General features: G+C 66.9%; 22 protein-coding genes. 7 read left to right on the top strand and 15 right to left on the bottom strand.

From position 1 onward, the window contains the following. Genes J0J01_RS22165 through J0J01_RS22155 form a run of 3 tightly spaced genes read right to left on the bottom strand, consistent with a single transcriptional unit; the run spans position 1 to position 2622 of the window. Positions 1 to 270: a hypothetical protein gene (locus J0J01_RS22165; protein WP_296384652.1), complete on the bottom strand. Its 270-nt coding sequence runs from the start codon at positions 268 to 270 to the stop codon at positions 1 to 3. A gap of 17 nt (positions 271 to 287) precedes the next feature. Continuing rightward, positions 288 to 2111: a hypothetical protein gene (locus J0J01_RS22160; RefSeq protein ID WP_296384650.1), complete on the bottom strand. Its 1824-nt coding sequence runs from the start codon at positions 2109 to 2111 to the stop codon at positions 288 to 290. A 28-nt stretch (positions 2112 to 2139) separates the two neighbouring features. Further along, positions 2140 to 2622, bottom strand: coding sequence for a hypothetical protein (locus J0J01_RS22155; protein WP_296384648.1), 483 nt, complete (start codon positions 2620 to 2622; stop codon positions 2140 to 2142). Between the two features lie 166 nt (positions 2623 to 2788). Between J0J01_RS22155 and J0J01_RS22150 the strand changes: the two genes are divergently transcribed. Continuing rightward, positions 2789 to 3556: a glycosyltransferase gene (locus J0J01_RS22150; RefSeq protein WP_296384646.1), complete on the top strand. Its 768-nt coding sequence runs from the start codon at positions 2789 to 2791 to the stop codon at positions 3554 to 3556. A gap of 196 nt (positions 3557 to 3752) precedes the next feature. Continuing rightward, the gene (locus J0J01_RS22145; protein WP_296384643.1) at positions 3753 to 4811 is read left to right on the top strand and encodes a hypothetical protein; all 1059 of its coding nucleotides are present in this window, start codon (positions 3753 to 3755) and stop codon (positions 4809 to 4811) included. Positions 4812 to 4823: 12 nt separating this feature from the next. Here the strand turns inward: J0J01_RS22145 and J0J01_RS22140 are convergent, their stop codons facing one another. The 9 genes from J0J01_RS22140 to J0J01_RS22100 form a co-directional block, all read right to left on the bottom strand. After that, on the bottom strand, positions 4824 to 6008 hold the full coding sequence (locus J0J01_RS22140; protein WP_296384642.1) for a glycosyltransferase: 1185 nt from the start codon (positions 6006 to 6008) through the stop codon (positions 4824 to 4826). Next, positions 6005 to 8509 (bottom strand): glycosyltransferase, encoded by a 2505-nt coding sequence (locus tag J0J01_RS22135; protein WP_296384639.1) that lies wholly within the window; start codon positions 8507 to 8509, stop codon positions 6005 to 6007. Before J0J01_RS22135 ends, J0J01_RS22140 begins: the two co-directional genes overlap by 4 nt. A 167-nt stretch (positions 8510 to 8676) precedes the next feature. Continuing rightward, entirely contained in the window at positions 8677 to 9648 is a 972-nt protein-coding gene (locus J0J01_RS22130; protein WP_296384637.1) for an aldo/keto reductase, read from the bottom strand. Continuing rightward, positions 9645 to 10610, bottom strand: a complete 966-nt coding sequence (locus J0J01_RS22125; protein WP_296384635.1) for an NAD-dependent epimerase/dehydratase family protein — start codon at positions 10608 to 10610, stop codon at positions 9645 to 9647. Before J0J01_RS22125 ends, J0J01_RS22130 begins: the two co-directional genes overlap by 4 nt. Continuing rightward, positions 10607 to 11617 (bottom strand): galactokinase, encoded by a 1011-nt coding sequence (locus J0J01_RS22120; protein WP_296384633.1) that lies wholly within the window; start codon positions 11615 to 11617, stop codon positions 10607 to 10609. Before J0J01_RS22120 ends, J0J01_RS22125 begins: the two co-directional genes overlap by 4 nt. Before the next feature lie 4 nt (positions 11618 to 11621). Continuing rightward, positions 11622 to 12908, bottom strand: a complete 1287-nt coding sequence (locus J0J01_RS22115; protein ID WP_296384632.1) for a DegT/DnrJ/EryC1/StrS family aminotransferase — start codon at positions 12906 to 12908, stop codon at positions 11622 to 11624. A 25-nt stretch (positions 12909 to 12933) separates the two neighbouring features. Next, complete coding sequence (locus J0J01_RS22110) at positions 12934 to 14013, bottom strand: transketolase C-terminal domain-containing protein (RefSeq protein ID WP_296384630.1); 1080 nt, start codon at positions 14011 to 14013, stop codon at positions 12934 to 12936. Further along, positions 13997 to 14953, bottom strand: a complete 957-nt coding sequence (locus J0J01_RS22105; protein WP_296384628.1) for a thiamine pyrophosphate-dependent dehydrogenase E1 component subunit alpha — start codon at positions 14951 to 14953, stop codon at positions 13997 to 13999. The genes J0J01_RS22110 and J0J01_RS22105 overlap by 17 nt, the downstream gene beginning before the upstream one ends. Beyond that, positions 14953 to 15909: a GDP-L-fucose synthase gene (locus tag J0J01_RS22100; RefSeq protein WP_296384627.1), complete on the bottom strand. Its 957-nt coding sequence runs from the start codon at positions 15907 to 15909 to the stop codon at positions 14953 to 14955. Before J0J01_RS22100 ends, J0J01_RS22105 begins: the two co-directional genes overlap by 1 nt. Positions 15910 to 16022: 113 nt before the next feature. On the opposite strand from J0J01_RS22100, the gene J0J01_RS22095 reads away from it, so the two are divergent. Continuing rightward, positions 16023 to 17042 (top strand): GDP-mannose 4,6-dehydratase, encoded by a 1020-nt coding sequence (locus J0J01_RS22095; protein WP_296384625.1) that lies wholly within the window; start codon positions 16023 to 16025, stop codon positions 17040 to 17042. On the opposite strand, the gene J0J01_RS22090 is transcribed toward J0J01_RS22095, so the two are convergent. The 3 genes from J0J01_RS22090 to J0J01_RS22080 are packed head-to-tail and all read right to left on the bottom strand — an operon-like array spanning position 17031 to position 19988. Continuing rightward, positions 17031 to 17975, bottom strand: a complete 945-nt coding sequence (locus J0J01_RS22090) for an NAD(P)-dependent oxidoreductase (RefSeq protein ID WP_296384623.1) — start codon at positions 17973 to 17975, stop codon at positions 17031 to 17033. The genes J0J01_RS22095 and J0J01_RS22090 overlap by 12 nt on opposite strands. Continuing rightward, on the bottom strand, positions 17972 to 19057 hold the full coding sequence (locus J0J01_RS22085) for an AGE family epimerase/isomerase (protein WP_296384621.1): 1086 nt from the start codon (positions 19055 to 19057) through the stop codon (positions 17972 to 17974). Before J0J01_RS22085 ends, J0J01_RS22090 begins: the two co-directional genes overlap by 4 nt. 4 nt (positions 19058 to 19061) lie before the next feature. Further along, positions 19062 to 19988 (bottom strand): FkbM family methyltransferase, encoded by a 927-nt coding sequence (locus J0J01_RS22080; protein ID WP_296384619.1) that lies wholly within the window; start codon positions 19986 to 19988, stop codon positions 19062 to 19064. A 236-nt stretch (positions 19989 to 20224) separates the two neighbouring features. Here J0J01_RS22080 and J0J01_RS22075 point away from each other — a divergent pair, with 236 nt between their 5' ends. Genes J0J01_RS22075 through J0J01_RS22060 form a run of 4 tightly spaced genes read left to right on the top strand, consistent with a single transcriptional unit; the run spans position 20225 to position 24865 of the window. Then, positions 20225 to 21496: a peptidylprolyl isomerase gene (locus J0J01_RS22075; RefSeq protein WP_296384617.1), complete on the top strand. Its 1272-nt coding sequence runs from the start codon at positions 20225 to 20227 to the stop codon at positions 21494 to 21496. Next, positions 21493 to 22488, top strand: coding sequence for a 4-hydroxythreonine-4-phosphate dehydrogenase PdxA (gene pdxA / locus J0J01_RS22070; protein WP_296384615.1), 996 nt, complete (start codon positions 21493 to 21495; stop codon positions 22486 to 22488). Before J0J01_RS22075 ends, pdxA begins: the two co-directional genes overlap by 4 nt. Positions 22489 to 22490: 2 nt before the next feature. Next, positions 22491 to 23318: a 16S rRNA (adenine(1518)-N(6)/adenine(1519)-N(6))-dimethyltransferase RsmA gene (rsmA, locus tag J0J01_RS22065; protein ID WP_296384613.1), complete on the top strand. Its 828-nt coding sequence runs from the start codon at positions 22491 to 22493 to the stop codon at positions 23316 to 23318. Next, the gene (locus J0J01_RS22060; RefSeq protein ID WP_296384611.1) at positions 23315 to 24865 is read left to right on the top strand and encodes a hypothetical protein; all 1551 of its coding nucleotides are present in this window, start codon (positions 23315 to 23317) and stop codon (positions 24863 to 24865) included. Before rsmA ends, J0J01_RS22060 begins: the two co-directional genes overlap by 4 nt. Positions 24866 to 24867: the final 2 nt, after the last annotated feature.

Below are 24867 nucleotides of genomic sequence, written 5' to 3'. Positions count from 1 at the left end.
TCAGCGGAGCCTCGACCAGACTCGGCCGAACAGCCCTTGCGGCCCCCCTTCGAAAAGAGGCGCCCGCTCGGGCGTGGGTACCTCATCCAGCGTTCCGAAAGCCCGCGCCGATTCGATTATCTCTTGCTTGCGCCGCATCAGCTCTTCGTAGGCCTTCTGCAGATCCGGACCACGCACGACGAGAAGCAGCTCCCGGATGCGCAATTCGTAGACGCCTCGGTGTTCCTTCAGGAAAACAGCGTAATCCAAGTCTGCTTGTGCTTCCGCCATCCCCTAGCTCTCCCCCGTTAGTGCCTCAAGTCAAGGCCCAGGTCATGCCAGCCCATGTTTGCCGTCACACAGGTCAGCGGCGCCAGGCTGCGATAGCGGTCAACGAGTTGGATTGCTTGCCGCGAGGTACTTGCCGGATAACTGGCGGCAGGGCCTTCCAGCATCTCACACGTCAAACCCGGAATGGGCTCGTCGCCGCGCGTCAACACGAGCTCATATGCCTTGTCGGGACGACCGAGCGCCCTTGCGATGACGCGAACGATCGCTCCGGTTTGCATGCAAAACGAGGAAAAGCAGGCAAGCTCGAAAGGGGGAACGGCACGACCTTTCTCGTCGAATACCGGCCAGGGATTGTAGCCTTGTGCTCCGCCCCACGGTCGCGGATCGATGAGTATGATGGCCTTCGATTTACTGTCCACCGTTTGCCGAACGATACGAATGAAATAGGCATATTCGTTTCGACCCAGCTTCATCACGGCATAGTTCGCGTAGACGTTGGCGGCAAAGGCAGCGCCAACCACGAAAGCCATCGTGATCGCCCCCGCCCTTGCGGCGACAACGGGTGACCCGCCGAGCCTTTCGCACAACCACTCGATATTGGTTCGCATCGCAAAGACGAAGATGACGGCGATCAGCGCGGTCGTGGCAACACTTGTCCGATAGGCGACGAATCCGCCAGCCGACGCCAATATCGGCAGGGCGGTCAACACCAGGCAGATGACCAGCACGAGAACAGCAACGATTCCGCTGCGGACCTCCGGCAAAGGCCGCCGCCCGGTCCCGGGCCTTCCCTTGAGGCAAGTCACCAGCGCTGCCAACGCGATCACGATGGCGGTGACGATGTGCGTGTTCGTTTGCGGCAGGAACCAAAGATCGGCCGAGACCGTGAGCAGGTGGCCGAACCGGCGCGCGATCGCCAGCACGTCGGTGTTGTACGCGAACTGATGTCCCGCATACAGGTTCGCCACGTATTCGCTTTTATAGGCACCGGCCGATCCACTGCCCTTGGCCGTGAAGAGCCGGACGATCGGCAAATAGATCAGCGCTGTCGACAAGGAAAAGAAAACAAGATTTGCGCCGATAAAGAGTACGTCGCGAACGGCAATGACAGACCTGTAGGTCGGCGGCGCCCGCGAGAACAGAACGGCGATCGCCGGAAACAGCACGACGAGCAGCGCGTGAGGCGGATAGGTGTAGAGCGCGCATTGATAGATGAGACAGGCGATCCAGACCGGACGCACCAAGCAATAAGCCATCAGCTGGCCAGGAAGCGCGCGATAGTCCCGCTGCGCCACGTAACCTGGGAACGAGAGCATCCGCATATTCGATCGGCTGAGGACCGAATAGCCCACGAAGGCAAGCAGAGGGGCCAACAGATGGGGCGCCCAGGCCGTGGATTCCACCACCGCATAGATGAAGGCCAGACCCAGGAAGGTGGCCAGCGCGACCATGGCAGCGTCCCAGGCACTGGTGTGCAGGCGGGCGGTACAGGTCCTGATCATCAGCCAGCCCAGGACGCCGACGGTCAGCAACGAGAACAGGCGGAACCAGCGGAAATCTTCCGGAGCCTGGACGAACAGCACCGGCAGGTTGCTCAGCAGAGCGGTGATGGGACGGGCGATGGAGACCAGATGCACCGCCTCGTTGTGGAAAAAGAAATGCTCGCTTTTCAGCGCGAGCGCATCGAAGTCGGAAAGGACGCTGAAAACGTTCAGCACGGCCGGCGAATAGGCCAGGGCGATGGCGACGGCAAAGACCAGAAAAGCCCAGCCGGCCCTATCACGATGGAACTGCGCCGAAGACCCCGAAGGCGGTCCGGTCGAACGAGCAGATGAGATCACGTCGGGCAGCGTTTCGACGCCGGCAAAGTCATTGTGGCGGTGGGCTGCGCCAGGCGCCGAAGACCGGACCAAGTTCGCGCGACACGACGCCCACGCTCTGCCGCAACAACGCCTTCTTCTCCGGCGGCAGGTTCGACACGTCTCGAGCGATCTCGGCGGCCTTGTCGGCGACGTCGGCCATGCCGAGCGGCTTGCCGCCGGAGCCGACCGTCATCGCAACGACCGCGCCGATGCCGCCGACGACGAGAAAGAAGATGCCGATCTTGGCAACGAACAGGGACAGCTCCGCGACGACGCCTCGCTGACCGGCGGCGACCTGACGGGAGCGGGCGGGGAGCGGCGCCGGCGCCCCGGAGCGCCTCAGCGCCAGCCCTGCGCGTTCGGCTTCCGCGACCAAGGCGCGCTTGGCACTGGTAAATTTCCGGTAGGCACCCTCAACCGTCCGGTCCGAGGCGATTACCCCGAGATTGGGTTCGTACACAAAAAAACTACCACCGCGTTCGAGAAGCACCGCGGTCGATTCCCCAACTTCTTGTCGTGCCCTCGCCATCTTTAGCCTCTGATGTCGCTTCGTCACTTCATCCTACAGGAGCAGGCTAGCCGTTGCATGCCCATATCGCCGGCCGACAATCCCTGCGGGAGTTGCAGCACTTTTCCTGCCAGTCTAGGAAGGACGCGTGACTGTTGACTCGATCAAGAATGAGCAGGCGCCCACCTACAGGCCTGAAAGAATGAGCGGGCCCAAGGCGCGGCCGCATACGATCGCCCTGCTCCTTCCGACCTTGAACGAGATAGACGGCTTGAAGGCGATCGTCCCCCAAATCGATCGGTCTCTGGTGGACGACATCATCGTGATCGACGGCCGGTCGGTGGATGGGACCGTCGAGTATGCGATGGCTGCCGGCCTGACGATCGTCACCCAGCTGCGCCCAGGACTTCAACGCGCAATCTTCGATGTCGCCCGCTCCCTGCCTCACGACTACATCATCGAGTTCAGTCCCGATGGCAACTGCAAGGTCGACCAACTTCCCGAGTTGGTTGCGAAGATAAGCGAGGGCTACAACCACGTCATCGTCTCGCGCTATCTGAGCCACGCCGTGTCGGAAGACGACGACGTGGTCACCGCCTTCGGCAACTGGATGTTTTCGCGGCTGATGCGGCCGCTTGCTCCCTTTGCGATCACCGACGCCCTGAACATCTATCGCGGCTACCGTCGGGATATCCTGCTCGATCCCGACTTCGAGTTCTACATGTGGGGGCCGGTCCTCGAGCCGCTGGTCACCGGCATGTGCGCCCTGCGCGGGCGGTCGGCCGCGGAAATCCCGGGCGACGAGCCGGTGCGCATCGGCGGCGAGACCAAGCGGTCGATCCTGTACAATGGCTCCATGATCCTTCTCATGATCGCTCGTCTCTATCTGCGTAAGTTCCTTGGGCTGCGACTGTGAGGAGGCCGCGGTCGGTCCCGGGCTGGCCGATTCCACCGCGATTTACGCGACGAAGCTTGTTTCGAGATGCTTGGCCGCGCCGGTGGCGTGATGGAAGATGAGCGCTTGCAATGTATGCCTCGGCAGGTCATGAAGCGCACAAGAATGTTGGGCCCGAGATCGCGGCCGGGCGCCTGCCCGAAGTGATTCTCCGCAGATGAGTGCGACCCCTTACGTCAGCTTCGTCACCTATGGCCGCAACGACGGCTATACGCCGAGCTACATGCGGCGGGTGACCCGGGCGACGGCCTGCCTGGCGGCGCAGCTCGAGAAAGCCGGCATCGATTCGGAGATCGTTTTCGCCGAGTGGAACCCGCCGGCCGAGCGGCCGCTGATCCTCGACTTGCTCGAGCTGCCGGCGTCGCTGCAGCACGTCTCCGTCCGCGGCATCGTCGTGCCCGGCAAATACCATGCCCGCTTCTCCGGTGCCGCCGAGCGCAGCATCCATCCGGCCGAGGCGGCCAATGTCGGCATCCGCCGCGCGCGCGGCCGCTTCGTCACGCCCAAGGCGAGCGACACGTTCTTCTCGCCGGCGACGATCGCCATGATCGCCCGCCTCGACCTCGACGCCGACGCGATCTACCGCATCGACCGGCACGACGTGGCAGTCGACGGCGAGGGCATCTGGGAGCTCGACGACGAGGCGCTGCTCGCCCGGCTGTCGGTCCTGCCCTCGGTGCCGCACGCCTGGATCGACCAGGCGTGGCACTGGCGGCTGCGCAATCTCCATACCAACGCCTGCGGCGACTTCACCCTGATGAGCAGCACCTACTGGCACCGCGTGCGCGGCCACGCGCTGGACACCACCGTGCTGTCGCTCGACATCGATTCCCTGGTGATGCATGCGGCGGCGGCGCTGGGCGCCCGGGAGTGCCGGTGGCCCGACGATTGTCGCGTCTACAAGCCGTCGCATCCCAATGTCAGCGGCGCCCGCGTCAAGCAGGTCTGGGCCCCCTGGCAGCGCGCGCTCGACGAATTCCTGGCGAAAAAGGTCAGCCTGCCCGCCGCGCTGTGGGCGCGCACGGCCTTCGACTATCCCCGCCGGCGGATCCGCGGCATCAACTCGGTCCTCGGGCCGTCGATCGAGCGCAATTTCGTGAAGCCGGCCAGCGGCTGGGCGCGCGGCGCGACACCCCGGCCGACCCAGCCGGAAAACTGGGGCTTGGCCGACACCGTCCTCGAACAGCGGCTGCTCTGCCGGGCGGCCTGGGACTGAGCCCGCTCCGCTCTAGAAATCTACACCGGCCCAGCCGTACTTTCGGTCAGTTCGGTAGCCCGCCTGCGCGGGCGTGAGCAAGCCGGCGGCGACGGCGGCGGCGTGCCAGCTGTCCCGCGCCGCCAGGTGGTTGCCCCTTGCCTCATGGCATAGTGCTTCCTGCGCGTGGAGGCCGGCTTTCAGCCGGGCATCCGCCCCGGGCGGGAGAGCGAATTGCTCCTGCGGTACGGCGGGTCGGTCGCGCGGCGCCCAGAGCCTCGAGAGGCTGCGCCGGAAGGAGTCCTGCCGCGGCGGCGCCAGGCGCTGCGCGTAGTTCTCGTCGTACTGGACGCCGTCGAGAAACACTGGCGGATGCCGCGCCAGCGTTTGCTTCACGAGGTCGTATTCGGCGCGGGCCAGCTCGGGCTTGCCGACGATCAGGGCGTGATTGCAGAAGACGCGGGCATGCCCCCAGATGAACAGATTGCGCAGCAGGGGCTGGTCGTCGAAAAAGCCGCCGGGCGCACACAGGGCCTCGATATTGGCGAGCCGCCCCTCGATGTGGACCAGGGCATCGTGGTGTGAGTTGCTGAGCTGCCCCGGATGCTGCGCGTACTTGGCGAGGACGCTGGGGACGTATTGGACATGGCTGTGGCTGGCGATCCGGCACCACAGCTCGAACTCGACGCAGTTGAGATTCCAGTTCTTCTCCCGCAGGCCAATGGCCGTCAGGACATCGCGGCGGAAAAAGCTCGAGACGAAATACGGCGAATAGTCCGCCAGCAGGTAGTTGACGAGGCTGAAGGGCCCGCTGGTCCACGATCCCGTGACCTTGCCGTCGATGTCGGTGATCAGGGCGTCGCCCGTGATCGCGCCGGTGCTCGGACTTTCCTGGAAAGCCCGCACGGCGCGCTCGACGGCGTCGGGCATCAGCTCCTCGTCGGCGAGGCACGATCCGACGAACTCGCCGATGCAGCGATTGATCGCCCGCCACAGCCCTTCGCTGGGGCCGGAATCCGGCTCGGACACCACCTTGATACGATCGCCGTAGCTGCGCAGGAGGTCGAGGGTGCCGTCGGTCGAGACGGCATCCTGCACGACGAGCTCGATGTTCGGATAGGTCTGCGCCATCACGCTATCGACGGCGCGCCGCAGCGACTTCCCGCCGTTGCGCACGAACATGAAGATCGAGACGAGCGGTTGTCCGCCGAGGCTCATGAATACGCGCCTGAGAGCCCTATGCTGCCGCGGCGGCCCAGCCGTTGATTGCCGACACGCGACAGCATGTCGGCATAGGCATCCTCCAGCCGGCGCGCGAACCCGACCGAATCGCCGAGGCCGTATTCGATCGACATGTCGCGCAGACGGTGGCGCAGCTGGGTGAGACGCGCCGGATCGCCGGCGAGTCGCTTGGCGATGGCGACATACTGCTCGGGCGAGTCGGCGACGAGGTCGGCGCATCCCGCAGCGGCCAGCAGCGACGCGCCGTAGCGCGAGGCGAACCGGTCGTCCTTCAGCGTGATGACCGGCACGCCATGCCACAGCGCTTCGGCGATGCTGTTGCCGCCGCAATAGGGCCAGGTGTCCAGGCTGATATCGATGTCGGCGTAGACCTTCAGCAGCGCCTGTCGGTCGACGCCGTTGGCCAGGGTCAGCCGCTCGGGATCGACGCCCAGGCTGCGGAAGCGCTCGGCCCAGAAGCGCCGGCTGCGCTCGTTGACGATCTGGACGTTCTGGATATGGAGCCGGGACGACGGGACCCGGCGCAGCAATTCCGCCCACAGCTGGACCAGCTGGAAGTTGAGCTTCCCGCCGAAGCCGAAGCAGCCGAACGTCACGTAGCCCTTGCTGAGCGACGGCGGCTCGGCGATCGGCGGATAATTCGACCCTCGGTAATCAAAACAGAAGAAACATCCCGGCAGGCGGTAGATTTCCTCGGAGTAGAATGCCTCGTAGCCGCCCGATGCGGGAAGGCAGATCTCGTCGGCGAGAATGTAGTCGACGTTCGGCACCTGGCTCGACGCCGTGTGATTGAGAAAGCTCACCTGCACGGGTGCGCATCGCAGGGCCATCGCCGGAAAGCGATGGCCGGGCGAGAAACCCGTCAATTCGACCAGAACGTCGATGCCGTCGGCGCAGACCATTCTCCGGAACGCCGCGTGCGACTTCATCGCGGTCTTGTGGAACATCACCCGCTCGGGATCCTCGGTCGTCGTCGAGGTATCGCGGACCACGTCGAAGCATTGCGCGATGTCGGGCGGCAACGGAAACGGCGAATAGCCGTAGATCTCGAAGCGGTCCCTGTCGTGGGCCTGGAACACCCGCGCCATCATGTACTGGATGGTGTCGAGATGCATGAAGGCGCAGTGATAGCCGACGCGGATCTTCCGCCGCCCGTCCCACTGCGGCAGACTGCACGGCTCGATCGGCGCCATCTCCGTCACATGACGCGCCACCCATCGCTTGTGGACCTTGACCAGACTCGCTTCCGTGGCGCCGGGGCGCTTCAGTTCGGCCTGGACCGCCATGCTGTCCTGCATCGCGTCGCCCAGGGACTCGGCGATGCGCCAGTTGTGGATGGCCGTCGCGACCTGGCCGTGGGCGTTGTAGCGCTCGGCTTGTGTCGCATACAGATCGGCGAAGAGCGCCGGCAGCTGGCTGATCTCCCGATCGCCGAGCTTGCGGCTGCGTGCCCGGAAGCCGATGCGGACGAGCGAGCGGCAAAGCGACTGCCAGTGCCAGGCGAGGAAAAGCATGAGGGCTATCGCCGGCAGGCCTTCGAGTGGAATCGGCATCCGCCACATCCGGTGCCAGCGCTCGAGACTGCGCTGCGTCCGGCCGTCGTAGCTCAAGAGATGCGCGACCTTGTCCGCGAGCTCGCGGCGGCGGCGATCCACGGCCCGCGCTCCGACGCCGCGAAGCTCCTCGCGCAGGATGCCGAGCTGATTGGCCATGCATTCGTACTGCAAGGCGGGATCGCCAGCGTCGCCGAAGAAATTGTTCTTGTCGAAAAGCGACTCGACATAGCTCAGATGATCGTCGACCAGCCGGTCGGCGTCCGATGCAGAATTGACGGTATTGCGCGCGGCCTTGCCGTCGACGATCGTCCGGTCGGCGACGACGATCTCGTGATCCATGGCGAGGCGGCACCACAGGTCGAGCTCCACGCAGCCCTTTCGCCAATCGTCCCGCATCAGGCCGCTCTCGATCAGCGCCGAGCGGCGAATGATTCCGCCGTGCGCAGCGATGCGCAGGGGCGTGAACAGCGCCATCGCCAGGTCGAACTGCACGGGTGCTGCATCGCCGTCGGCATCGACCAGCAGGCCACGGCAGGCGACCGCGCCCATATCCGGCGCCTCTTCGAGGGTCTGAACGGCGAATTCCAGCGCATCCGGCGTCAAGCCGGCGTTCGCCGGACAGATCGCGATGTACGCGCCTTTGCAGCGGCGCAGGGCGCGCAGCAGCGCCTCTCCCGGCAAAGAGGTTTCCTGCGAGGCAACGTCAATCCGCGCGTCACTCTCCGCCTGACGGCGGAACCAGCCGAGGGTACCGTCGGTTGACCCCCCATCTTCCACGACGAGCTGCCAATTGACGTAACGCTGCTGGAATACCCTGCCGATCTCTTTTTCGACCGATTGTACGCGGTTCTTACCGTACCAGATGATCGAAACTAGGGGTCTGGACGCAGAAATTGGCGCTCCTACCGGAAGTAACGTCATGAGGTCCTGATACAATACGGAGGCGAGTTCACTATCCTAAAGCATAGATTTGCCGAGTTTGCCGCAGAATTTTCGGTACGACCTTAACATGCCACATGAAGTTGCCGCCCGTCGTCGTCCCGATCATCGAACCACAACTTCTGGTTGATTATTCCTCACAATCCAACCTAGCCTCGCGGCCGGGCGACGAAGAACTGCCGCCGCCGATTGATCGCCAGAACCGCATCGACCGCCGCCGCCGATAGCGGCCCGGCGGTGCTTGCCGCGGCATTCTGATCGGCTTCTTCCGGCTTCAGGATCCCCGGAATGACCGTCGACACCGCCGGAAAGGCCAGACAGAACCGCAGCGCCGCCTGGGCGCCGGCGGTCCCCGGAGCGGCCCCCACCGCCTGGAGCAGATCGCCCGCGCCCTCGATCCAGTTGTCGAGCTGCGCCTGCAACCAGCCCAGCCGGTGATCGCCCGGCGGAAAGACCGTGCCGCGGGCGATCGTTCCCGACAGGAAACCGAAGCAGAGCGGCGTGCGGCCGATGAAGCCTGCGCCCCGCCGCTCGGCCTCGGCCAGCAAGCCGCTCTCGAGGGCGCGCACATCCATCATGTTGAAATTGGCCTGGATCACCGGCGCGCCGAATTCGGCGAGCGCCTCGATCGCCTCGGCGGGGCTCTTGGCCGACACGCCCCAGGCGCGTATCTTGCCGTCGGCCTGCAACCGCGCCAGCGCCCCGCGCAGGCGCTCGTCGCGCAGCGCCTCGGCCGGCGGGTTGTGCAACTGCAGAAGGTCGATGTAGTCGCTGCACAACCGCCTCAGGCTTTTCTTCACCGAGGCTGCGACCGCATCCGCCGAGAAATCCGGCGGTCGGTCCCAGCTGTCGTATCCAGCCTTGGTGGCGATCATAACTTTGTCACGGCGGCCGGCGAAGGCCTGGCCGATCAATGTCTCGCTGTGTCCGTTTCCGTACGCAGCCGAGGTGTCGAAAAAGGTGATGCCGCAATCGAGCGCCCGCGCCAGCGCCGCCAGCGAGGTCCGGTCGTCGGTGTCGCCATAGGACGTCGTGCCGCTGGTGCGGCCGCCAATACCCCAGGCGCCGAAGCCGATCTCCGAGACGCTAAGCCCGGTGCACCCGAGCGCGCGATACCTCACGGCGTGCCCGTGCCGAGGTTGGCGCGCCACCACGCGACGGTCCGCTGCACACCCTCGGCGAACGCCACTTGCGGCTGCCAGCCGAATTTTTCCCGCGCCCGCCGATTATCCAAGGCGAAAGACGTCTTGATAGTCGGTCCGGCCGGGTCGTGCTCGATCCGCAGGTCGCGACCCGACGCGGCGACGATGCGCGCCACCAGGTCCTTGATGCGGATCGCCTCGCCGGCGCTGGCATGCAGCATCTCGTACGGCGCCGTCTGGCGCTCGATCGCGAGCTCGACGAACCGCACGAGGTCGTCGATGTAGATCAGGTCCCGCGCCTCCTCGCCGGTGCCCCAGACGGTGATGGCGCCGGTCCGGCTGGTCATCGCCTTGGTTACCGTGGCGCCGAGCACATGGCTGCGCTCGAGGTCGAACTTGTCGTGCGGGCCGAAGACGTTGGTGTGGCGGATCACCGTGTGCCTGGTCATGCCCAGCCGGCTGAAGAACTCGCACATCTTCTCGATGTAGAGCTTGGTCCAGCCGATGCCGAAGTAGTTGGCGTGCATCTCCCGCGACGCGTCCCACTCCTCTTCGCGCCACGGCGTGTCGCGCGGCTGGTACATCACCGAACAGCTGAAGAACAGGAAGTGCCGCACCTTGTGGTCGAAGCAGGCACGCAACAGCAGCGAGTTCATGACGGCGTTGTCCGTCACGTGGATGTAGGGCGTGCGGACGATGTCGCGCACGCCCGAGGTGGTCGCCGCCGCCTGGATGACGATGTCCATGCCCCGCAGCAGGGCGTTGACCTGGGCGGCCTCGCGCAGGTCGGCCTGGTGCCAGGTGACGCCCTTGGCGGCATATTCCGGCCGGGTGAAGCGCACCGCATGAACCTCGAGGTCGCCGCGGCGGCTCAGGGTCTCGACGAGATTGCGCCCAATGAAGCCGGTGGCGCCGCAGACCAGAACACGGGTGCGGCTCATCCGTGGCCGTTGCCGTTCTGCGCGGTCGGCTCGTAGAGCACGATCTGCGTGCCGCCGCGCTCGAACTGGAACGGCACGGGCAGAAGGCTGCTCAACGACCGCAGCACCGCCGTGCGCCGCTCGGGCTGCACGAAGATCAGCATGAAGCCGCCGCCGCCCGCGCCCAGGAGCTTGCCGCCGTCGGCGCCGGCCTGGCGGGCGGTGTCGTAGATCTCGTTGACGAAGCCCGGCGCGATCTTGCTCGAGAGCTGCCGCTTCAGCTTCCAGCTCTCGTCGAGCAGGCGGCCGAAATCGCGCAGGTCGCCGCTGCCGACCAGGATGCGCTCGCCCTCGTCGACCATCTCGCGCATCGCCTTCAGCTCGGCGGTCTTGCTGCCGATGGTCGAGACCTGCTCGGCGGCGATCTCCGAGGCCGTGCGCGACAGACCGGTGTAGAGCAGCAGCAGGTGCTTCTGCAGCCCCAACAGCCGGTCGGCGCGCACCACCAGCGGCGAGACCTCGAACGAGCCGTCGGTCCGTATGTCGATGCGGTTCAGCCCGCCGAAGGCCGACTGGATCTGGTCCTGGACGCCGACCGTCTCGTTCAGCACCTGCTGCTCGACGAAGATCGCCTCCTCGGCGAGCTTGCGCTTGGAGACCAGCTCGCCGCGCAGCGCGTGCAGGGCATGCAGCAGGCCGACCGAGAAGGACGAGCTGGAGCCCAATCCCGTGCGCGCCGGCAGGTCGCCGTGATGGTGGATCTCGACGCCCTCGCCGATCTTCAGCCATTCGAGGATGCCGCGGATCGCCGGATGGGCAATCTCGCCCGGCTCCTGGACCTGCTCGATCTTCGACCAGACGATGCGGCTCCTGAAATCGAAGAACGGCGGCAGGTAGCGGCAGTGCAGGTAGAGATACTTGTCGATGGTCGTCGCCAGCACCGCGCCGCCATGCTCCCGGAACCACGGCGCATAGTCGGTGCCGCCGCCGAAGAACGAGATGCGAAGCGGGGTGCGGGTGATGATCATCTGCCTAGATCAACGACCGTGAGCGCAGGAAGGCACGGACCTGCTCGGCCACGTACTGGCGTGCGCCGGAGTCCACGTCCTGGTGGTTGCCGAAGGAGAAGGCACCGTCCATGACGGCGTTGGCATGCTTCATGTCGCCGACCACGCGGTGCTCGTACATCTTGAGCGCCGGCTGGCGGGCGATGTTGCCGGCGATGATCGGCCGGGTCTCGACATGCTTGGCGTTCAGCGCCTTGGTGAGCTCGGTCACCTTGAAGCCGGCATTGCCCTTGACCCGGATCGGGAAACCGAACCACGAGTGATGGCCCTTGGGCTGCTCTTCCTGGAAGTCGAAGAAGTCGCCGTACTGGGCGAGCTCGCGGCGGAACCAGGCCGAGTTCTGGCGGCGGACGTCGACGAACTGCTTGAGCTTGGGCAGCTGCACCAGGCCCATCGCGCCCGACAGCTCCATCGGGCGCAGGTTGTAGCCCACGTTCACGAACAGGAAGCGCGGGTCGAACTCGGGATATTTCTTGAGCCAGCTTTCGCGGTCCTTGACCTCGCGCACCCAGCCATGGGCGCGCAGGATGCGCATCAGCTCGGCCAATTCGAAATCGTCGGTGACGGTGATGCCGCCCTCGAGCGTCGTCAGATGGTGCGAGAAGTAGAAGCTGAAGGTGCCGACCCGGCCGAACTTGCCGACCGCCTTGCCGTCGTAATAGGCGCCCAGCGCCTCGCAGCAATCCTCGATCAGGATGAGGTTCTTGCGCTTGCAGATGTCGACGATCGCGTCCATGGCGCACGGATTGCCGTAGACCGGCACGATCATCACCGCGCGGGTCTTCGGCCCGATCGCCTTCTCGATCTCGTTGGGATCGATGTTGAAGGTCTGGGGGTCGATGTCGACGATCACCGGCACCAGGCCGCACTGGATCACCGGCCACACCGTGGTTGACCAGGAGAGCGCCGGCACGATCACCTCGTCGCCCGGCTTGAGCCCGTCCTCGGTCGCCGGGTTGGCGAGCGCAGCCACCGCCAGCAGGTTGGCCGAGGAGCCCGAGTTGTTCATCACGCCGTCGGTCCAGCCGAAGGTCGAGCAGAAGACCTCCTCGAACTTCTTCACCTTGGGGCCCATGGTGACGTAGGTCGACAGCAGGCATTCGAGCGCGGCATTGATCTCGCCGGCGCTGAAGGTCGGCTCGTGCAGCCGCACGACCGGGTTCTTCGGGTCGAACGAGTAACCGAAGTCGGCGGAGCAATAGTCCTCGACAGCCTTGAATACGGCGGCGCGCAACGCGTCTTTGTCCGGCATCAAACCCTCGGGCATTCAGCTAAGCTTAGAACGGGCCGCGGAATTCCGCGACTTCGGCGCTGTCGACCTTGCCCGGCTGCCAGGCCGGGGCCTCGGCGCCGCGCACCAGCCGGTAAGTGGCCTGGGCGATCGACTGCGGCGACGGATAATACAGATTCTCGAGGATCTTGGTCGTCGGGCAGGGAGTCGGCAGGTAGCCCAGCCGCTTGGCGACAAAATGGCGCCGTTCGCCGATCCGCTCGAACACCTCGGACAGGATCTCCGACGAGGCGCCGCAGCTCAGCCAGCCGGTGTCGACCACCAGCAGCCGCCCGGTGCGCTCCACCGAGGCCGCAATGGTCGAGATGTCGAGCGGCGCCAGCGACACCGGGTCGATCACCTCGGCGTCGATGCCGGCGGCCTCGAGCAGGTGCTTGGCGCGCACGCACTCCAGCGCCATGTGGCTGATGCCGACGATGGTGATGTCCTTGCCCGGGCTCAGCACGCGCGCCTTGCCGTAGGGGATCTCGTAGCTCTCCTCCGGCACCACGCCCTTCACGTTATGCAGCATGCGGTGCTCGATCATGATCACCGGGTTGTCGTCGCGGATCGCCTGGATCAGGCAGCCCTTGGCGTCGTGCGGCGTGGTCGGCGCGACCACGCGCAGGCCGGGGATGTGCATGAAGTAGGAGTGGAACGCCTGGCTGTGCTGCGCCCCCTGCCCCCAGCTGCGACCGATGATGGCGCGCACCACCATCGGCACCTTGTGGGCGCCGGCGAACATGTAGCTCATCTTCGCCGCCATGTTGACGAGCTGGTTCATGGCCAGCAGCACGAAGTCCATGCGTTGGTGCACCTGGATCGGCCGCATGCCCATCAGGGCCGCGCCGATGCCGACGCCGGTCATCGCGTCCTCGGCGAGCGGCACGTCGAAGCTGCGCTCGGCGCCGAACTCGCGATGCAGGCCTAGCGTGGTGCCGAACATGCCGCGCGCATCGTCGACGCCCTGGCCCATGACGAAGACGCGGCTATCGCGCGCCATCTCCGACCGTGTCGCCTCGAAAACAGCCTCGCCATAGGTCAGGGTGCGCCCATCGGGCCGCGAAGATTCAGCCCGAGAAGACATGGTCGTAGATTTCCTGGTCCTCGGGGAAGGTGCTGGCCTCGGCGAAGGCGATGGCGTCGGCCACCCGCTTCTCCTCGGCATCCTCGATCGACTTGCGCAGGTCGCCGGGCAGCAGGTCGCCGACGATCTTGAGGTTGTCGCCCTCGATCTTGGCGTCGAGCTCGTCGTCCGGCCGGTACTGGTGGATGCGGTCCTCGCCCGGCCCGACATGGTCGCGCCAGCGATAGGTCATGCATTCGAGGAAGCGCGGGCCGGCGCCGCTGCGCACCGCCGCGACCGCCGCGCCGGCACGCTCGTGCAGCAGCATCGGCTCGTGGTCCTCGATCAGCTCGGCGTCGATGCCGTAGGCCCGCGAGCGCGCGCGCAGGCCGGGGCCGGCCATGCGGTCCTTCACGTGGCTGTAGATGGCGAAGAAGTTGTTCTCGCAGATGAACAGGATCGGCAGCTTCCTGAGCGAGGCGAAGTTCATGCTCTCGTGCCAGGCGCCCTCGTCGGTCGCGCCCTCGCCGAAGAAGCAGACGACGATCGCCTTGGAGCGCTGCATCTTGAGCGCCAGCGCAGCACCCACTGCGTTGGAGATGCCGGTCGCCACCACGGCCGACGTGCCCATCATGCCGACCGCCGGGTCGACCAGGTGCATCGAGCCCGCCTTGCCGCGCGCGCAGCCGTCGACCTTGCCGTAGAGCTCGGCCATCATGCGCGGCACGTCGCCGCCCTTGGCGAGATACAGCGCATGGCCGCGATAGGTGCCGAACACCACGTCGGTCTTGTCGAGGTGATCGCACACCGCGGCCGCCACCGCTTCCTGGCCGATGCTGAGATGCACCGGGCTCTTGATCTTGTCCGTCGGGTAGAGGCGGACGATCTCCTCCTCGACCCGGCGGATCAGATACATCGATCGGTAGAGGCGGGCCGCGGGGCTGTTGCTACGCTCTTCCATCAGGCGGCTACATCGACCTTGTGTTGGCAGTACCAGCGATACATGGCGTCCAGTCCATCGGCAAGCGGGGTGCGCGCCTTCCAGTCGAGCGCGGCCAGGCGGCCGCTGTCGAGCAGTCGGCGCGGCGCGCCGTCGGGCTTGCTGGTATCGAAGACGAGCTCGCCCTTGTATCCGACGGTCTTCGCCATCAGCTCGGCCAGCTCGCGGATCGAGACGTCGACGCCGATGCCGACATTGATCGGCTCGGCCGCCGAATAGCGTTCGAGCACGAAGGCGATCGCGTCGGCTGCGTCGTCGACGAACATCAGCTCGCGCCGTGGCTTGCCCGTGCCCCAGATCTCGACCTCGGGCGCCCGAGCGTCGCGCGCCTCGATCATCCGCCGCATCATGGCCGGCGCGACGTGGCTCATCAGCGGATCGAAGTTGTCGCCCGGGCCATAGAGATTGGTCGGGATCACGGTGATGTAGTCGTCGCCGTACTGCTTGCGATAGGTCGCGGCGAGGCTCGCGGTGGCGAGCTTGGCCACGGCATAGGCCTCGTTGGTCGGCTCGGGCGGACCGTTGCCGATGCTCGATTCAGAGATCGGCTGCGGCGCGCCGACCGGATACATGCAGCTGCTGCCGAGATTGACCAGGCGTTTCACGCCGGCCTTGTGCGCGGCATTCACCACGTTGGCGCCGATCATCAGGTTGATGAACAGGAAGTCGGCCGGCAGCGTCGAATTGGCGTGGATGCCGCCGACCCGCGCGGCCGCCATCACGATCGCGTCGGGCCGCGCCTTGTCGAGCCAGCGCTCAACATCGGCCTGGCGGGTCAGGTCGACCTCCTCGCGGCCGACCGTGAGGATCTCGCAACCGGCGGTGGCCAATCGGCGCACGACGGCTGCACCAACCATGCCGCGATGGCCGGCCACCCAGATTCGCTTGCCGGAGATGTCGAAAACCTTTGATTCCACATCGTCTCCGCGGGAAGGCGGCGGAATTTGACGGCTCGACCCTGCCGGGTCAAGCGATGGTGGCATCCCCTGCCTACCTGCACTAGGTTGCGGCGCCTTTATGGGAACGAGATATGGCGCGTCCGCGAGTTTTGATCACAGGCATCACCGGAATGGTCGGCTCCCACCTCGCCGACTTCCTGCTCGAGAAGACCGACTGGGACATCCACGGCATGTGCCGCTGGCGCAGCCCCATGGACAATCTCGGCCACATCGCCCATCGCATCAACGCGGGCGACCGGGTGTTTCTTCACTACGGCGACCTGCGCGACACGATGTCGATCCGCGAGGTCGTCGCCAAGGCCAAGCCCGACTACGTCTTCCACCTCGCCGCCCAGAGCTTCCCGCGGACCAGCTTCGACGCGCCGCTCGACACCATGGACACCAACGTCCAGGGCACGGTGCGCGTGCTCGACGCGCTCAAGGAGCATGCGCCCAAGGCGGTGATCCATGTCTGCGCCTCGTCCGAGGTGTTCGGCCGCGTGCCGAAGGAGAAGCTGCCGATCGACGAGGAATGCTCGTTCCATCCCGCTTCGCCTTATGCAATCTCCAAGGTCGGCACCGACCTGGTCGGCCGCTTCTATGCCGAGGCCTACGGCATGACGGTGATGACGACGCGCATGTTCACCCACACCGGACCGCGGCGCGGCGATGTGTTCGCCGAATCGACCTTCGCCAAGCAGATCGCGATGATCGAGCGCAATTTGATTCCGCCAGTGGTCAAAGTGGGCAACCTGCAATCGCTGCGTACCGTCGCCGACGTGCGCGACGCAGTGCGTGCCTATTACATGCTGGTCACGGTCAATCCGGTCGCCGGCGCCTACTACAACATCGGCGGCATTCACTCCTGCACCGTCGGGGACATCCTAAACACCTTGAAGTCCTTCTCGCCGCTCAAGGACGACATCAAGGTCGAGGTCGATCCCGACCGCCTGCGGCCGATCGATGCCGACCTGCAGGTGCCCAACACCGCCAAGTTCGAGAAGCACACCGGCTGGAAGCCCGAGATCCCCTACGAGAAGACGCTGCGCGACCTGCTCGATTACTGGCGCGAGCGCATCGCCAACGAAGGCGACCGTTTCCTAACCCGCTGAGCGCCGGTACCAGTCGAGCGTGCCGGCAAGACCGTCGCGCAGCGACATCGCGGGCTGCCAGCCATACCGCGCGCTGAACGCCGCCGCCGATACGTCGAGCGCACCGGCGCCGGTCGCGCGCTCGGGGCGATAGACGATCTCGGCATCGTCGAAGCGGTCGAGCTCGACCAGGGTGGTCAGGACCTGCTTGACGCTGCTGCTGGCGGGGGCCGACACGTTGTAGGCCGCGAAGCCCGGCGCCCGGTCCTGCAGCACCGCGGCGATCGCCGCCGCCACATCGGCGGCGTGGATGAGATTGCGGCTCTGGCTGCCGTCGCCCCAGATCTCGATCGGCCGCTCGCGCTCGACCACGCGGCGGATGAAGGACGGCACGAAATGCGCCGATGCCGGATCGAAGTCATCGTGCGGGCCGTAGACCAGGGTCGGGCGCAATGCGACGCCAGCGCCGATCCGTTGCAGCCGGCAATACCATTCGAGCTGCTTCTCGAGGAAGCGATGGACCCAGCCGACGCCGAACCAGTCGCCCGGCGGGTCGCCTGAGAACATGGCGCTCTCGAGCTTCGGCCCCTCCCCCGGTGGATAACCCGTGGTCGAGCTCACCAGCACGACACGCTCGACGCCTTCCGCCGCCGCAGCCTCGAGGGCGTTGATGCCGATGCGCAGGGTGGTGGTGACCGAACCGACCGGATCGCGCTTGAGCTCGGCCGCCGTCGACAGCCGGCCGGCGCAGATCACCGCGCCCCGCGCGCCGCGCAGGGCCGCCCGCGCAGGGCCCAGCGCCGTGAGGTCGACCTGCCGCCATTCCACGCCCTCGGCCTCGAACGGCGGCCGGCGGTTGGCCGTGGCGACGATCGGCGTGCCCGGCCGCGCCAGGGCCGCGAGGACGTGCCGGCCGATCAGGCCCGTCCCGCCCAGCACGGCGACGGCGGTCATGGAGGATCGAGTTCGGCGACGGCGCCCAGCAGGTGATAGAGCGTGCTGGCGGGCATGAAGTCGGTGGCGGCGGGCCGGCCCGCGGCATCCAGCCGGTCCATCCAGCCGCCGGGCATGACGCCGGTCAGGAAATGCCGTTGCATCAGCTCGGCCAGGGCCAGCGCGCGATCCCGCCGGCCCTCGACCGCATAGGCCTTGATCACCTCCGTCATCGGCCACAGCCGGCGCGAGGGGAGACGCACTGTGCCATCGGCCATGATCTCGTCAGGCAGCAACCCGGCCTGGTCGATGCCATGGCGCTCGAGATGCGCCAGTAGCGCGTCGACGTAGGGCCTCACCGGCGTGCCGGTCTCGCGCTCGTACCAGCGCAGCAGCCAGATCCATTCGCTATGATGGCCGGGCTCGACGATCCGCTCCGGCGACGGCGCCAGCGCGTCGTCGAAATACTCCAGCAGCACGCCGGCCTGCGGCTCGAAGAAATGCCTGGTGAAGAGGCCGAAGATGACGGTGGCACGGTCGAGGTAGCGCTGGTCCCGGGTATTCATCCACAGGTTCAGCAGCGCCTCGAACAGGTGCATGTGCGGGTTCTGCCGTCGCGGCCCCTGGGGGACGGGCAGCGCCTCCACATAGCCGCCGGCCGGCGCCCCGAAGTCGCGATCGAGCTCGGCCAGCAGATCGTCGGCCAGGGCCAGCGGCGCGCGGTCGCCGGTCAGGCCGCCGTAGCTGCCGAGCGCCAGCAGGACGAAGGCATGGGCATAGAGGTCGCGCCGGCTGTCGGCCGGCCGGCCGTCGCGATGCACCGTGAAGACCCAGCCGTGCGGCTGCCGGAAATCGCGCAACATGGAGCGGTAGGCCTGCTCCACGAGGTGATCGGCGACCGTGAACCAGCCGCGCTTGCGGGCCAGGACGTAGGAATGGATCTGCCGCGCCTGCACCGTCAGCCGGTGGGGCGAGTCGCGGTCCGGCTCGCCGTCCGGCGTCAGGCGCTCCTCGAAGCGCTGGTGCTCGAGGTCGAAGCCGCGACTTGCCCACAACGGCAGTGCCTGTTCGACCGCCCAGGTACACAGATCCGAACGCGGCACGGGACTACCTCTTGCCGACAATCTCGGGGATGCGGTCGCGCGGCATGGCGACCACGTTGAGCGACAGGTCGCTGCCCGCGGCGAGCAGCTCGATGCAGCCGGTGCTGGCCGAGAATACACCGATCTCATAGCCCAGCTCGCGCAAGGCGGCGATCAGCCGCTGGGCGTCGCTGCCCTGGCCGCGCAGCGCCTTGTCGCTGATCTCGAGCACGATCACGGGCTGCGTCCGGGCGAGCACCTCGCGGGCGCCGGCGATGACGCTCGCCTCCGCCCCCTCGACGTCGATCTTCATGACGTCGATGCGGTCCAGGTCCACCTCGCTGGCCAGCGCGTCGAGCATGCACACCTTGACCTGCTCGACGCTCTCGGCCTGCACGCCGTCGTTGGCGAAGCGGCCGAGCGTGTTGTGGCCCGAATGCGCGCTCTGGGCCAGGCGCAGCTCGGCGGTGCCGCAGGTCGCGCCCAGCGCCAGCGGGATCACCGTGACGTTGCCCAGGCTGTTGCGGGCGATGTTGCGCTCGAGGTTGGCCCGCTCGCGGGTGCTCGGCTCGACCGCCAGCACCCGGCCCGACGGGCCGACCCGCTGGGCGGCGAACAGCGTGTAGTAGCCGTCGTTGGCGCCGACATCGACGAACACCATACCGGGCTTCAGCACCCGGTCGAGGAAGGCGAACTCGTTGGGCTCGAACGAGCCGCAGACATAGAGGCAAAGGCTGTTGTCGTTGCCCAGCAGCACGTCGACCGTGGTGCCGTGGTACCATTTGAGGGTCAGCGGCACCGACAGGCGGCCGCGCGCGGCCTCCCACAATGCCCCGCGGCGGCAGGCGAGCCAGCGCCGTTGCTCATAGTATTCGCAGGCAAAGCGCCAACTCGGCTGGGTGCGCGGCTCGGGCGCGGCCGGCGCCAGCAGTGCGGCATAGGCACTGCCCATCCGGGGCGAGCTGGCGAGCAGCCACCGTCCGAAGTTGTCCAGATGATAACCAAGACCGGAAGCGACCACTTCCCACAAGTTCGCCGTCTTCCGCGGTCGCAGGCCGTCTGGCACGTCTATGCTGAGCCTCCCAATTCGTCTAATCGGCTAAACTACCGGCTGGGGAGCGTCAAGTTGCGGTAACGGCGATGCTGCCTATAATACCCGCCCTCCTCTCTATCAAAGCATCCGGTTCAATGTTCGCGCCGTTTCTCCGCGCCCTGCTCGCCGTCACTCTGGTCCTCGGTTCCTTCACAGCTGCATCGGCGCAGACGCTCCGCGTCGTCGCGCGGGTCAATGATGACGCCATCACCGACTTCGAGCTGCGGCAGCGCATCACCTTCGCCGTCCGCAGCGCCGGCATGCAGGAGACGCCCGACCTGCAGCAGCGCCTGGCCCCGCAGATCCTGCGCCAGATGATCGACGAGCGCCTGCAGATCCAGAACTCCAAGGGGCTGGGCGTGAAGCCGTCGGAGGCCGAGGTCAACCAGCGGGTCAGCGAGATCGAGCGCACCGCCGGCATGCAGCCCGGCCAGTTCAAGGTCTACCTGCAAAGTATCGGCGTGCCCTACGAGATCGCCTCGCAGCAGATCGAGGCGTCGATCGCCTGGACCAAGATCGTGCGCCGCCGCGTGCGACCGCAGGTCGACGTGTCGGATGCCGAGATCGACGATGCCATGCAGCGCATTCGCAACAACGTCGGCAAGACCGAATCGCGGGTCGCCGAGATCTTCATCCCGATCGACAAGGTCGAGCAGGCCGACGAAGCCAAGCGCAGCGCCGACCGCGTGCTCGAGCAGCTGCGCCGCGGCGCCGCCTTCGCCGCGCTGGCGCAGCAGTTCTCGCAGGGCGCGACCGCCCAGCAGGGCGGCGACCTCGGCTGGATCCTGCCCGGCGCGCTCGATCCGACGCTCGATGGGGTGATGGAGAAGGCGCCGCTGCGCCAGGCCACGGACCCGATCCGCTCGGCGGCCGGCTATCACATCCTCTACGTGATCGACCGCCGGCCCTTCGCCTCGGCGCGGCCCGACGACATGCGACTGAACCTGGTGCAAATGACGCTCGCCCTGCCGGTCAACGCCTCGCCCGACGAGGTGGCTCGTGCGACCGGCGAGGCGCAGAAGTCGATCGCCGGCGTGCGTTCCTGCCAGGACCTGCACACGCGGGCACGCGAGCTCAAGGGCGCGACCTCGGGCGACCTCAACAACATCCGCGCCGGCGACCTCGCCGCCAACCGCGAGATGTACGAGCAGATTCCCAAGCTCAACGCCGGCGGCGCCGCCGGCCCGTTCCGCGTCGCCGAGGGCCTGCAGGTGGTCGCGCTGTGCAGCAAGGAAGGCACCGGCGGCATGCCGACCCGCGATGTCATCTCGCAGCAGATCCTGCTGCAGAAGCTCGAGGCGGCGAGCCGGCGCTACATGCGCGAGCTGCGGCGCGTCGCCACCATCGACATCAAGCAGCAGCAATGAGCCGACTGCCGCTCGCCGTCACCATGGGCGAGCCGGCCGGAGTCGGCGGCGAACTCAGCCTGAAAGCCTGGCTGGCACGCGACGAAGGCACGCGGCCGTTCTTCGCGATCGATGATCCGGCGCGACTGGCGGCGCTGGCCGGCAAGCTCGGCCTCGCCGTGCCCGTGCGCGAGATCGTCCAGCCGGCCGAAGCGGCCGCCGTGTTCGCGACGGCGCTGCCGGTGCTGCGCGTGAAGCTCAAGGCCGCGGCCATGCCGGGCCGGCCCGATCCGGCCAACGCCGCGCCGACCCTCGAGGCGATCGAGCGCGCGACCCGGTTTGCGCAGGCCGGCGAGATCGCGGGCTTCGCGACCAACCCGATCCAGAAGAAGACGCTGCACGACGCGGGCTTCAGGCATCCCGGCCACACCGAGTTCCTGGCCGAGCTGGCGGGCGGCACCGACGTCGCCATGATGCTGGCCTGCCCCGCGCTCAGGGTCGTGCCGGTCACCATCCATCTGTCGCTGGCCGACGCGGTCGAGGCGTTGACGCCCGAGGCGATCGTGCGCGCCGGGCGCATCACCGCGGCGGGGCTGAAGTCGCTGTTCGGCATCGAGCGGCCGCGGCTGGCCGTCGCCGCGCTCAATCCGCATGCCGGCGAGCAGGGTGCGATGGGCGACGAGGAAAGCCGCATCATCGCGCCGGCGATCGAGGCGCTGCGCAGGGACGGCCTCGACGTGCGCGGGCCCGCCCCCGCCGACACGCTGTTCCATCCGGCGGCGCGCGCGACCTACGACGCGGCGCTGTGCATGTATCACGACCAGGCGCTGATCCCGATCAAGACCATCGACTTCTCCGGCGGCGTCAACGTCACGCTCGGCTTGCCCTTCGTGCGCACCTCGCCCGACCATGGCACGGCGCTCGACATCGCCGGCACCGGCCGCGCCGACCCGGCGAGCCTGATCGCGGCACTCGCGATGGCCGACGACATGGCGCGCCGGCGCGGGACCTGACGATGGACGTGGCGGCCCTGCCGCCGCTGCGCGAGACCATCGCCAAGCACGGGCTCGATGCCCGCAAGCGCTTCGGCCAGCACTTCCTGCTCGACCTCAACCTGACCCGCCGCATCGCCCGCGCCGCCCAGCCGCTCGACCAGGGCACCGTCATCGAGATCGGCCCCGGCCCCGGCGGGCTGACCCGTGCCCTGCTCCTCGAAGGCGCCGCGAAGGTCGTGGCGATCGAGGTCGATCCGCGCGCACTGGCTGCGCTCGCCGAGCTGCAGGCGGCGTCGGGCGAACGGCTGCAGGTGATTGAGGCCGACGCGCTCAAGATTGATCCGGCGAGCCTCGGTCCGGCGCCGCGCCGCATCGTCGCCAACCTGCCCTACAACATCTCCACGCCCCTGCTGGTGCGCTGGCTGCAACAGGCCGATGCGATCGCCGACATGGTGCTGATGTTCCAGAAGGAGGTGGTCGACCGCCTGGTCGCCACGCCGCGCACCAAGGACTACGGGCGGCTGTCGGTGCTGGCCCAGCATGTCTGCGAGATCCGCCGGCTGTTCGATATCCCGGCCGCCGCCTTCGTGCCGCCGCCCAAGGTGACCTCGTCGGTCGCCCGCCTCACCCCGCGCCCATCGAACCAACGCCTGGCCGACCTCGCGCCGTTGGAGAAGGTCACGGCCGCCGCCTTCGGGCAGCGCCGCAAGATGCTGCGCGGGGCGCTGGCCGGCATCTTCGCCGACCCCGTCGCCACGCTCGAAGGCATCGGCCTTTCGCCGACCGCGCGAGCGGAGGAGTTGTCGGTCGCCGATTTCATAACGCTAGCGGAGATGCCCTCTAAATGACGACCGGATGGATCGACAAGGCGGGAAAGGCTGCCCTCCTGCTGGTGTCGTGCGCGTTGACGCTCTTCGCCGCGGAGTTCGTCGTGCGGGCCGTGGATGGCCTGCCGCTGGCGACGGACTGGCTTCCCGACACGGTTGATCGCGATGCAAGCATCTCGATCATGAAGACCATCGCGCGGGCGCCACACGTCTCGCCGGACTGGTTCCGAAGCGATCCGCCGCCGCTGCCCAACCGTCATGCGCCGCCCCGCGAGTGGACAGAGGCCTATCGGGCGTTTCCCGCAGTTCCAGATTTAGCCACGCACACGTTCCGGCCGGCGGAGCTTTACAAGGCGTGGAACGCCGTAGCGGTCGGCCCGCCCTGCCGCAACACGTTCCTGCGGCAAGCGCCGCATTGGGTCTACCTGTACCAGCCTGCCGACAACGACCGCTATCCGCTCTATCGATTCTTGCCCCATGCGACCACGCCCCTCGGCCTCGTGACCAACCAGCTCGGCTGGCGCGGCCCACCGACAACCGTCGAGAAACCCCCGGCAACCATCAGGATCGTGTTCGTCGGCGCCTCAACGACGGTCAACAGCCACTACTATCCCTTCTCCTATCCGGAGTTCGTCGGCCATTGGCTCAATCTGTGGGCTGCGGAACGCGGACTGGACGTGCGGTTCGAAACTCTCAATGCCGGCCGCGAAGGGCTGATGTCGACAGACATCGCCGCGGTGATCCGCAAGGAGGTCCTGCCGCTCGCACCGGACCTGGTCGTCTACTACGAGGGAGCCAATCAGTTCATCCTGTCCAAGATGCTGAAGGACGCCCCCAGCTCGGCACCGGCCGCGACGCCGCCCGGCACGTCCGAGGGACCGTTGGCCGCCGCACTTCGCGACGTTGCCCACCGGTCCGCTCTCGCACGCAGGCTGCGGGCGGCGATTGGTCGTGTGCGCCGTCCGGGCGGCGAGGAACTTCCCAAGCCTGACTACCAAATGACATGGCCGGCGGGGCTCAGTGAAAGCGAGCCCGACCTCACGCGGACCGATTTGCCGATCAATCTGTCGACAATCCTCCCGGACCTCGAAAGCAACCGCGCCACGCTGGAGGCCGCCGGCTCGGAGCTGGCCGTGAGCTCGTTCAAGTGGATCGTTCACGACGGCCTCGTCCTCGATCCAGTGCGACATCAGGCGCTGTGGCAACACCTCAATCTCGGGAAATGGCCGTTCACCTACCGCGATCTTGCGCGCATGGCGGCGTTCCAGAACCGGGTCCTTGCCCGGTATGCCACCCAGCACGGGCTGCCATTCATCGATATCGCCGGCCAGACACCGGACAATCCCGATCTCGCCACGGACGCGATCCACTTCAGCTACGGCGGCGTCCGCCTGCATGCCTGGATCGCCCTGCAGTCCCTGGTGCCCCTGATCGAACGGCGGATCGCCGCGCACGTCTGGCCCACCCGGCCGAAGGCCGAACCGGCCGCGCCCCCGGGCCTGTTCTTCCAACCGCAGATCTACTCCCTGGACGACTGTTCCGACCGGGGAGGTCACTTGACAAAATAAGT

The organism is Reyranella sp. (genome assembly GCF_017305915.1).
Lineage (GTDB): Bacteria > Pseudomonadota > Alphaproteobacteria > Reyranellales > Reyranellaceae > Reyranella.
The sequence above is the reverse complement of the archived record's forward strand: the minus strand, read 5'-3'. Positions and strand labels throughout refer to the sequence as shown.

What these genes read in the sequence shown, in the direction of transcription:
- J0J01_RS22165 (WP_296384652.1), bottom strand. Translation starts at nt 270, where the DNA reads ATGGCGGAAGCACAAGCAGACTTGGATTACGCTGTTTTCCTGAAGGAA.
- J0J01_RS22145 (WP_296384643.1), top strand. Translation starts at nt 3,753, where the DNA reads ATGAGTGCGACCCCTTACGTCAGCTTCGTCACCTATGGCCGCAACGAC.
- J0J01_RS22140 (WP_296384642.1), bottom strand. Translation starts at nt 6,008, where the DNA reads ATGAGCCTCGGCGGACAACCGCTCGTCTCGATCTTCATGTTCGTGCGC.
- J0J01_RS22135 (WP_296384639.1), bottom strand. Translation starts at nt 8,509, where the DNA reads ATGACGTTACTTCCGGTAGGAGCGCCAATTTCTGCGTCCAGACCCCTA.
- J0J01_RS22125 (WP_296384635.1), bottom strand. Translation starts at nt 10,610, where the DNA reads ATGAGCCGCACCCGTGTTCTGGTCTGCGGCGCCACCGGCTTCATTGGG.
- J0J01_RS22120 (WP_296384633.1), bottom strand. Translation starts at nt 11,617, where the DNA reads ATGATCATCACCCGCACCCCGCTTCGCATCTCGTTCTTCGGCGGCGGC.
- J0J01_RS22115 (WP_296384632.1), bottom strand. Translation starts at nt 12,908, where the DNA reads ATGCCGGACAAAGACGCGTTGCGCGCCGCCGTATTCAAGGCTGTCGAG.
- J0J01_RS22110 (WP_296384630.1), bottom strand. Translation starts at nt 14,013, where the DNA reads ATGTCTTCTCGGGCTGAATCTTCGCGGCCCGATGGGCGCACCCTGACC.
- J0J01_RS22105 (WP_296384628.1), bottom strand. Translation starts at nt 14,953, where the DNA reads ATGGAAGAGCGTAGCAACAGCCCCGCGGCCCGCCTCTACCGATCGATG.
- J0J01_RS22095 (WP_296384625.1), top strand. Translation starts at nt 16,023, where the DNA reads ATGGCGCGTCCGCGAGTTTTGATCACAGGCATCACCGGAATGGTCGGC.
- J0J01_RS22090 (WP_296384623.1), bottom strand. Translation starts at nt 17,975, where the DNA reads ATGACCGCCGTCGCCGTGCTGGGCGGGACGGGCCTGATCGGCCGGCAC.
- J0J01_RS22080 (WP_296384619.1), bottom strand. Translation starts at nt 19,988, where the DNA reads ATGGGCAGTGCCTATGCCGCACTGCTGGCGCCGGCCGCGCCCGAGCCG.
- J0J01_RS22075 (WP_296384617.1), top strand. Translation starts at nt 20,225, where the DNA reads ATGTTCGCGCCGTTTCTCCGCGCCCTGCTCGCCGTCACTCTGGTCCTC.
- pdxA (WP_296384615.1), top strand. Translation starts at nt 21,493, where the DNA reads ATGAGCCGACTGCCGCTCGCCGTCACCATGGGCGAGCCGGCCGGAGTC.
- rsmA (WP_296384613.1), top strand. Translation starts at nt 22,491, where the DNA reads ATGGACGTGGCGGCCCTGCCGCCGCTGCGCGAGACCATCGCCAAGCAC.
- J0J01_RS22060 (WP_296384611.1), top strand. Translation starts at nt 23,315, where the DNA reads ATGACGACCGGATGGATCGACAAGGCGGGAAAGGCTGCCCTCCTGCTG.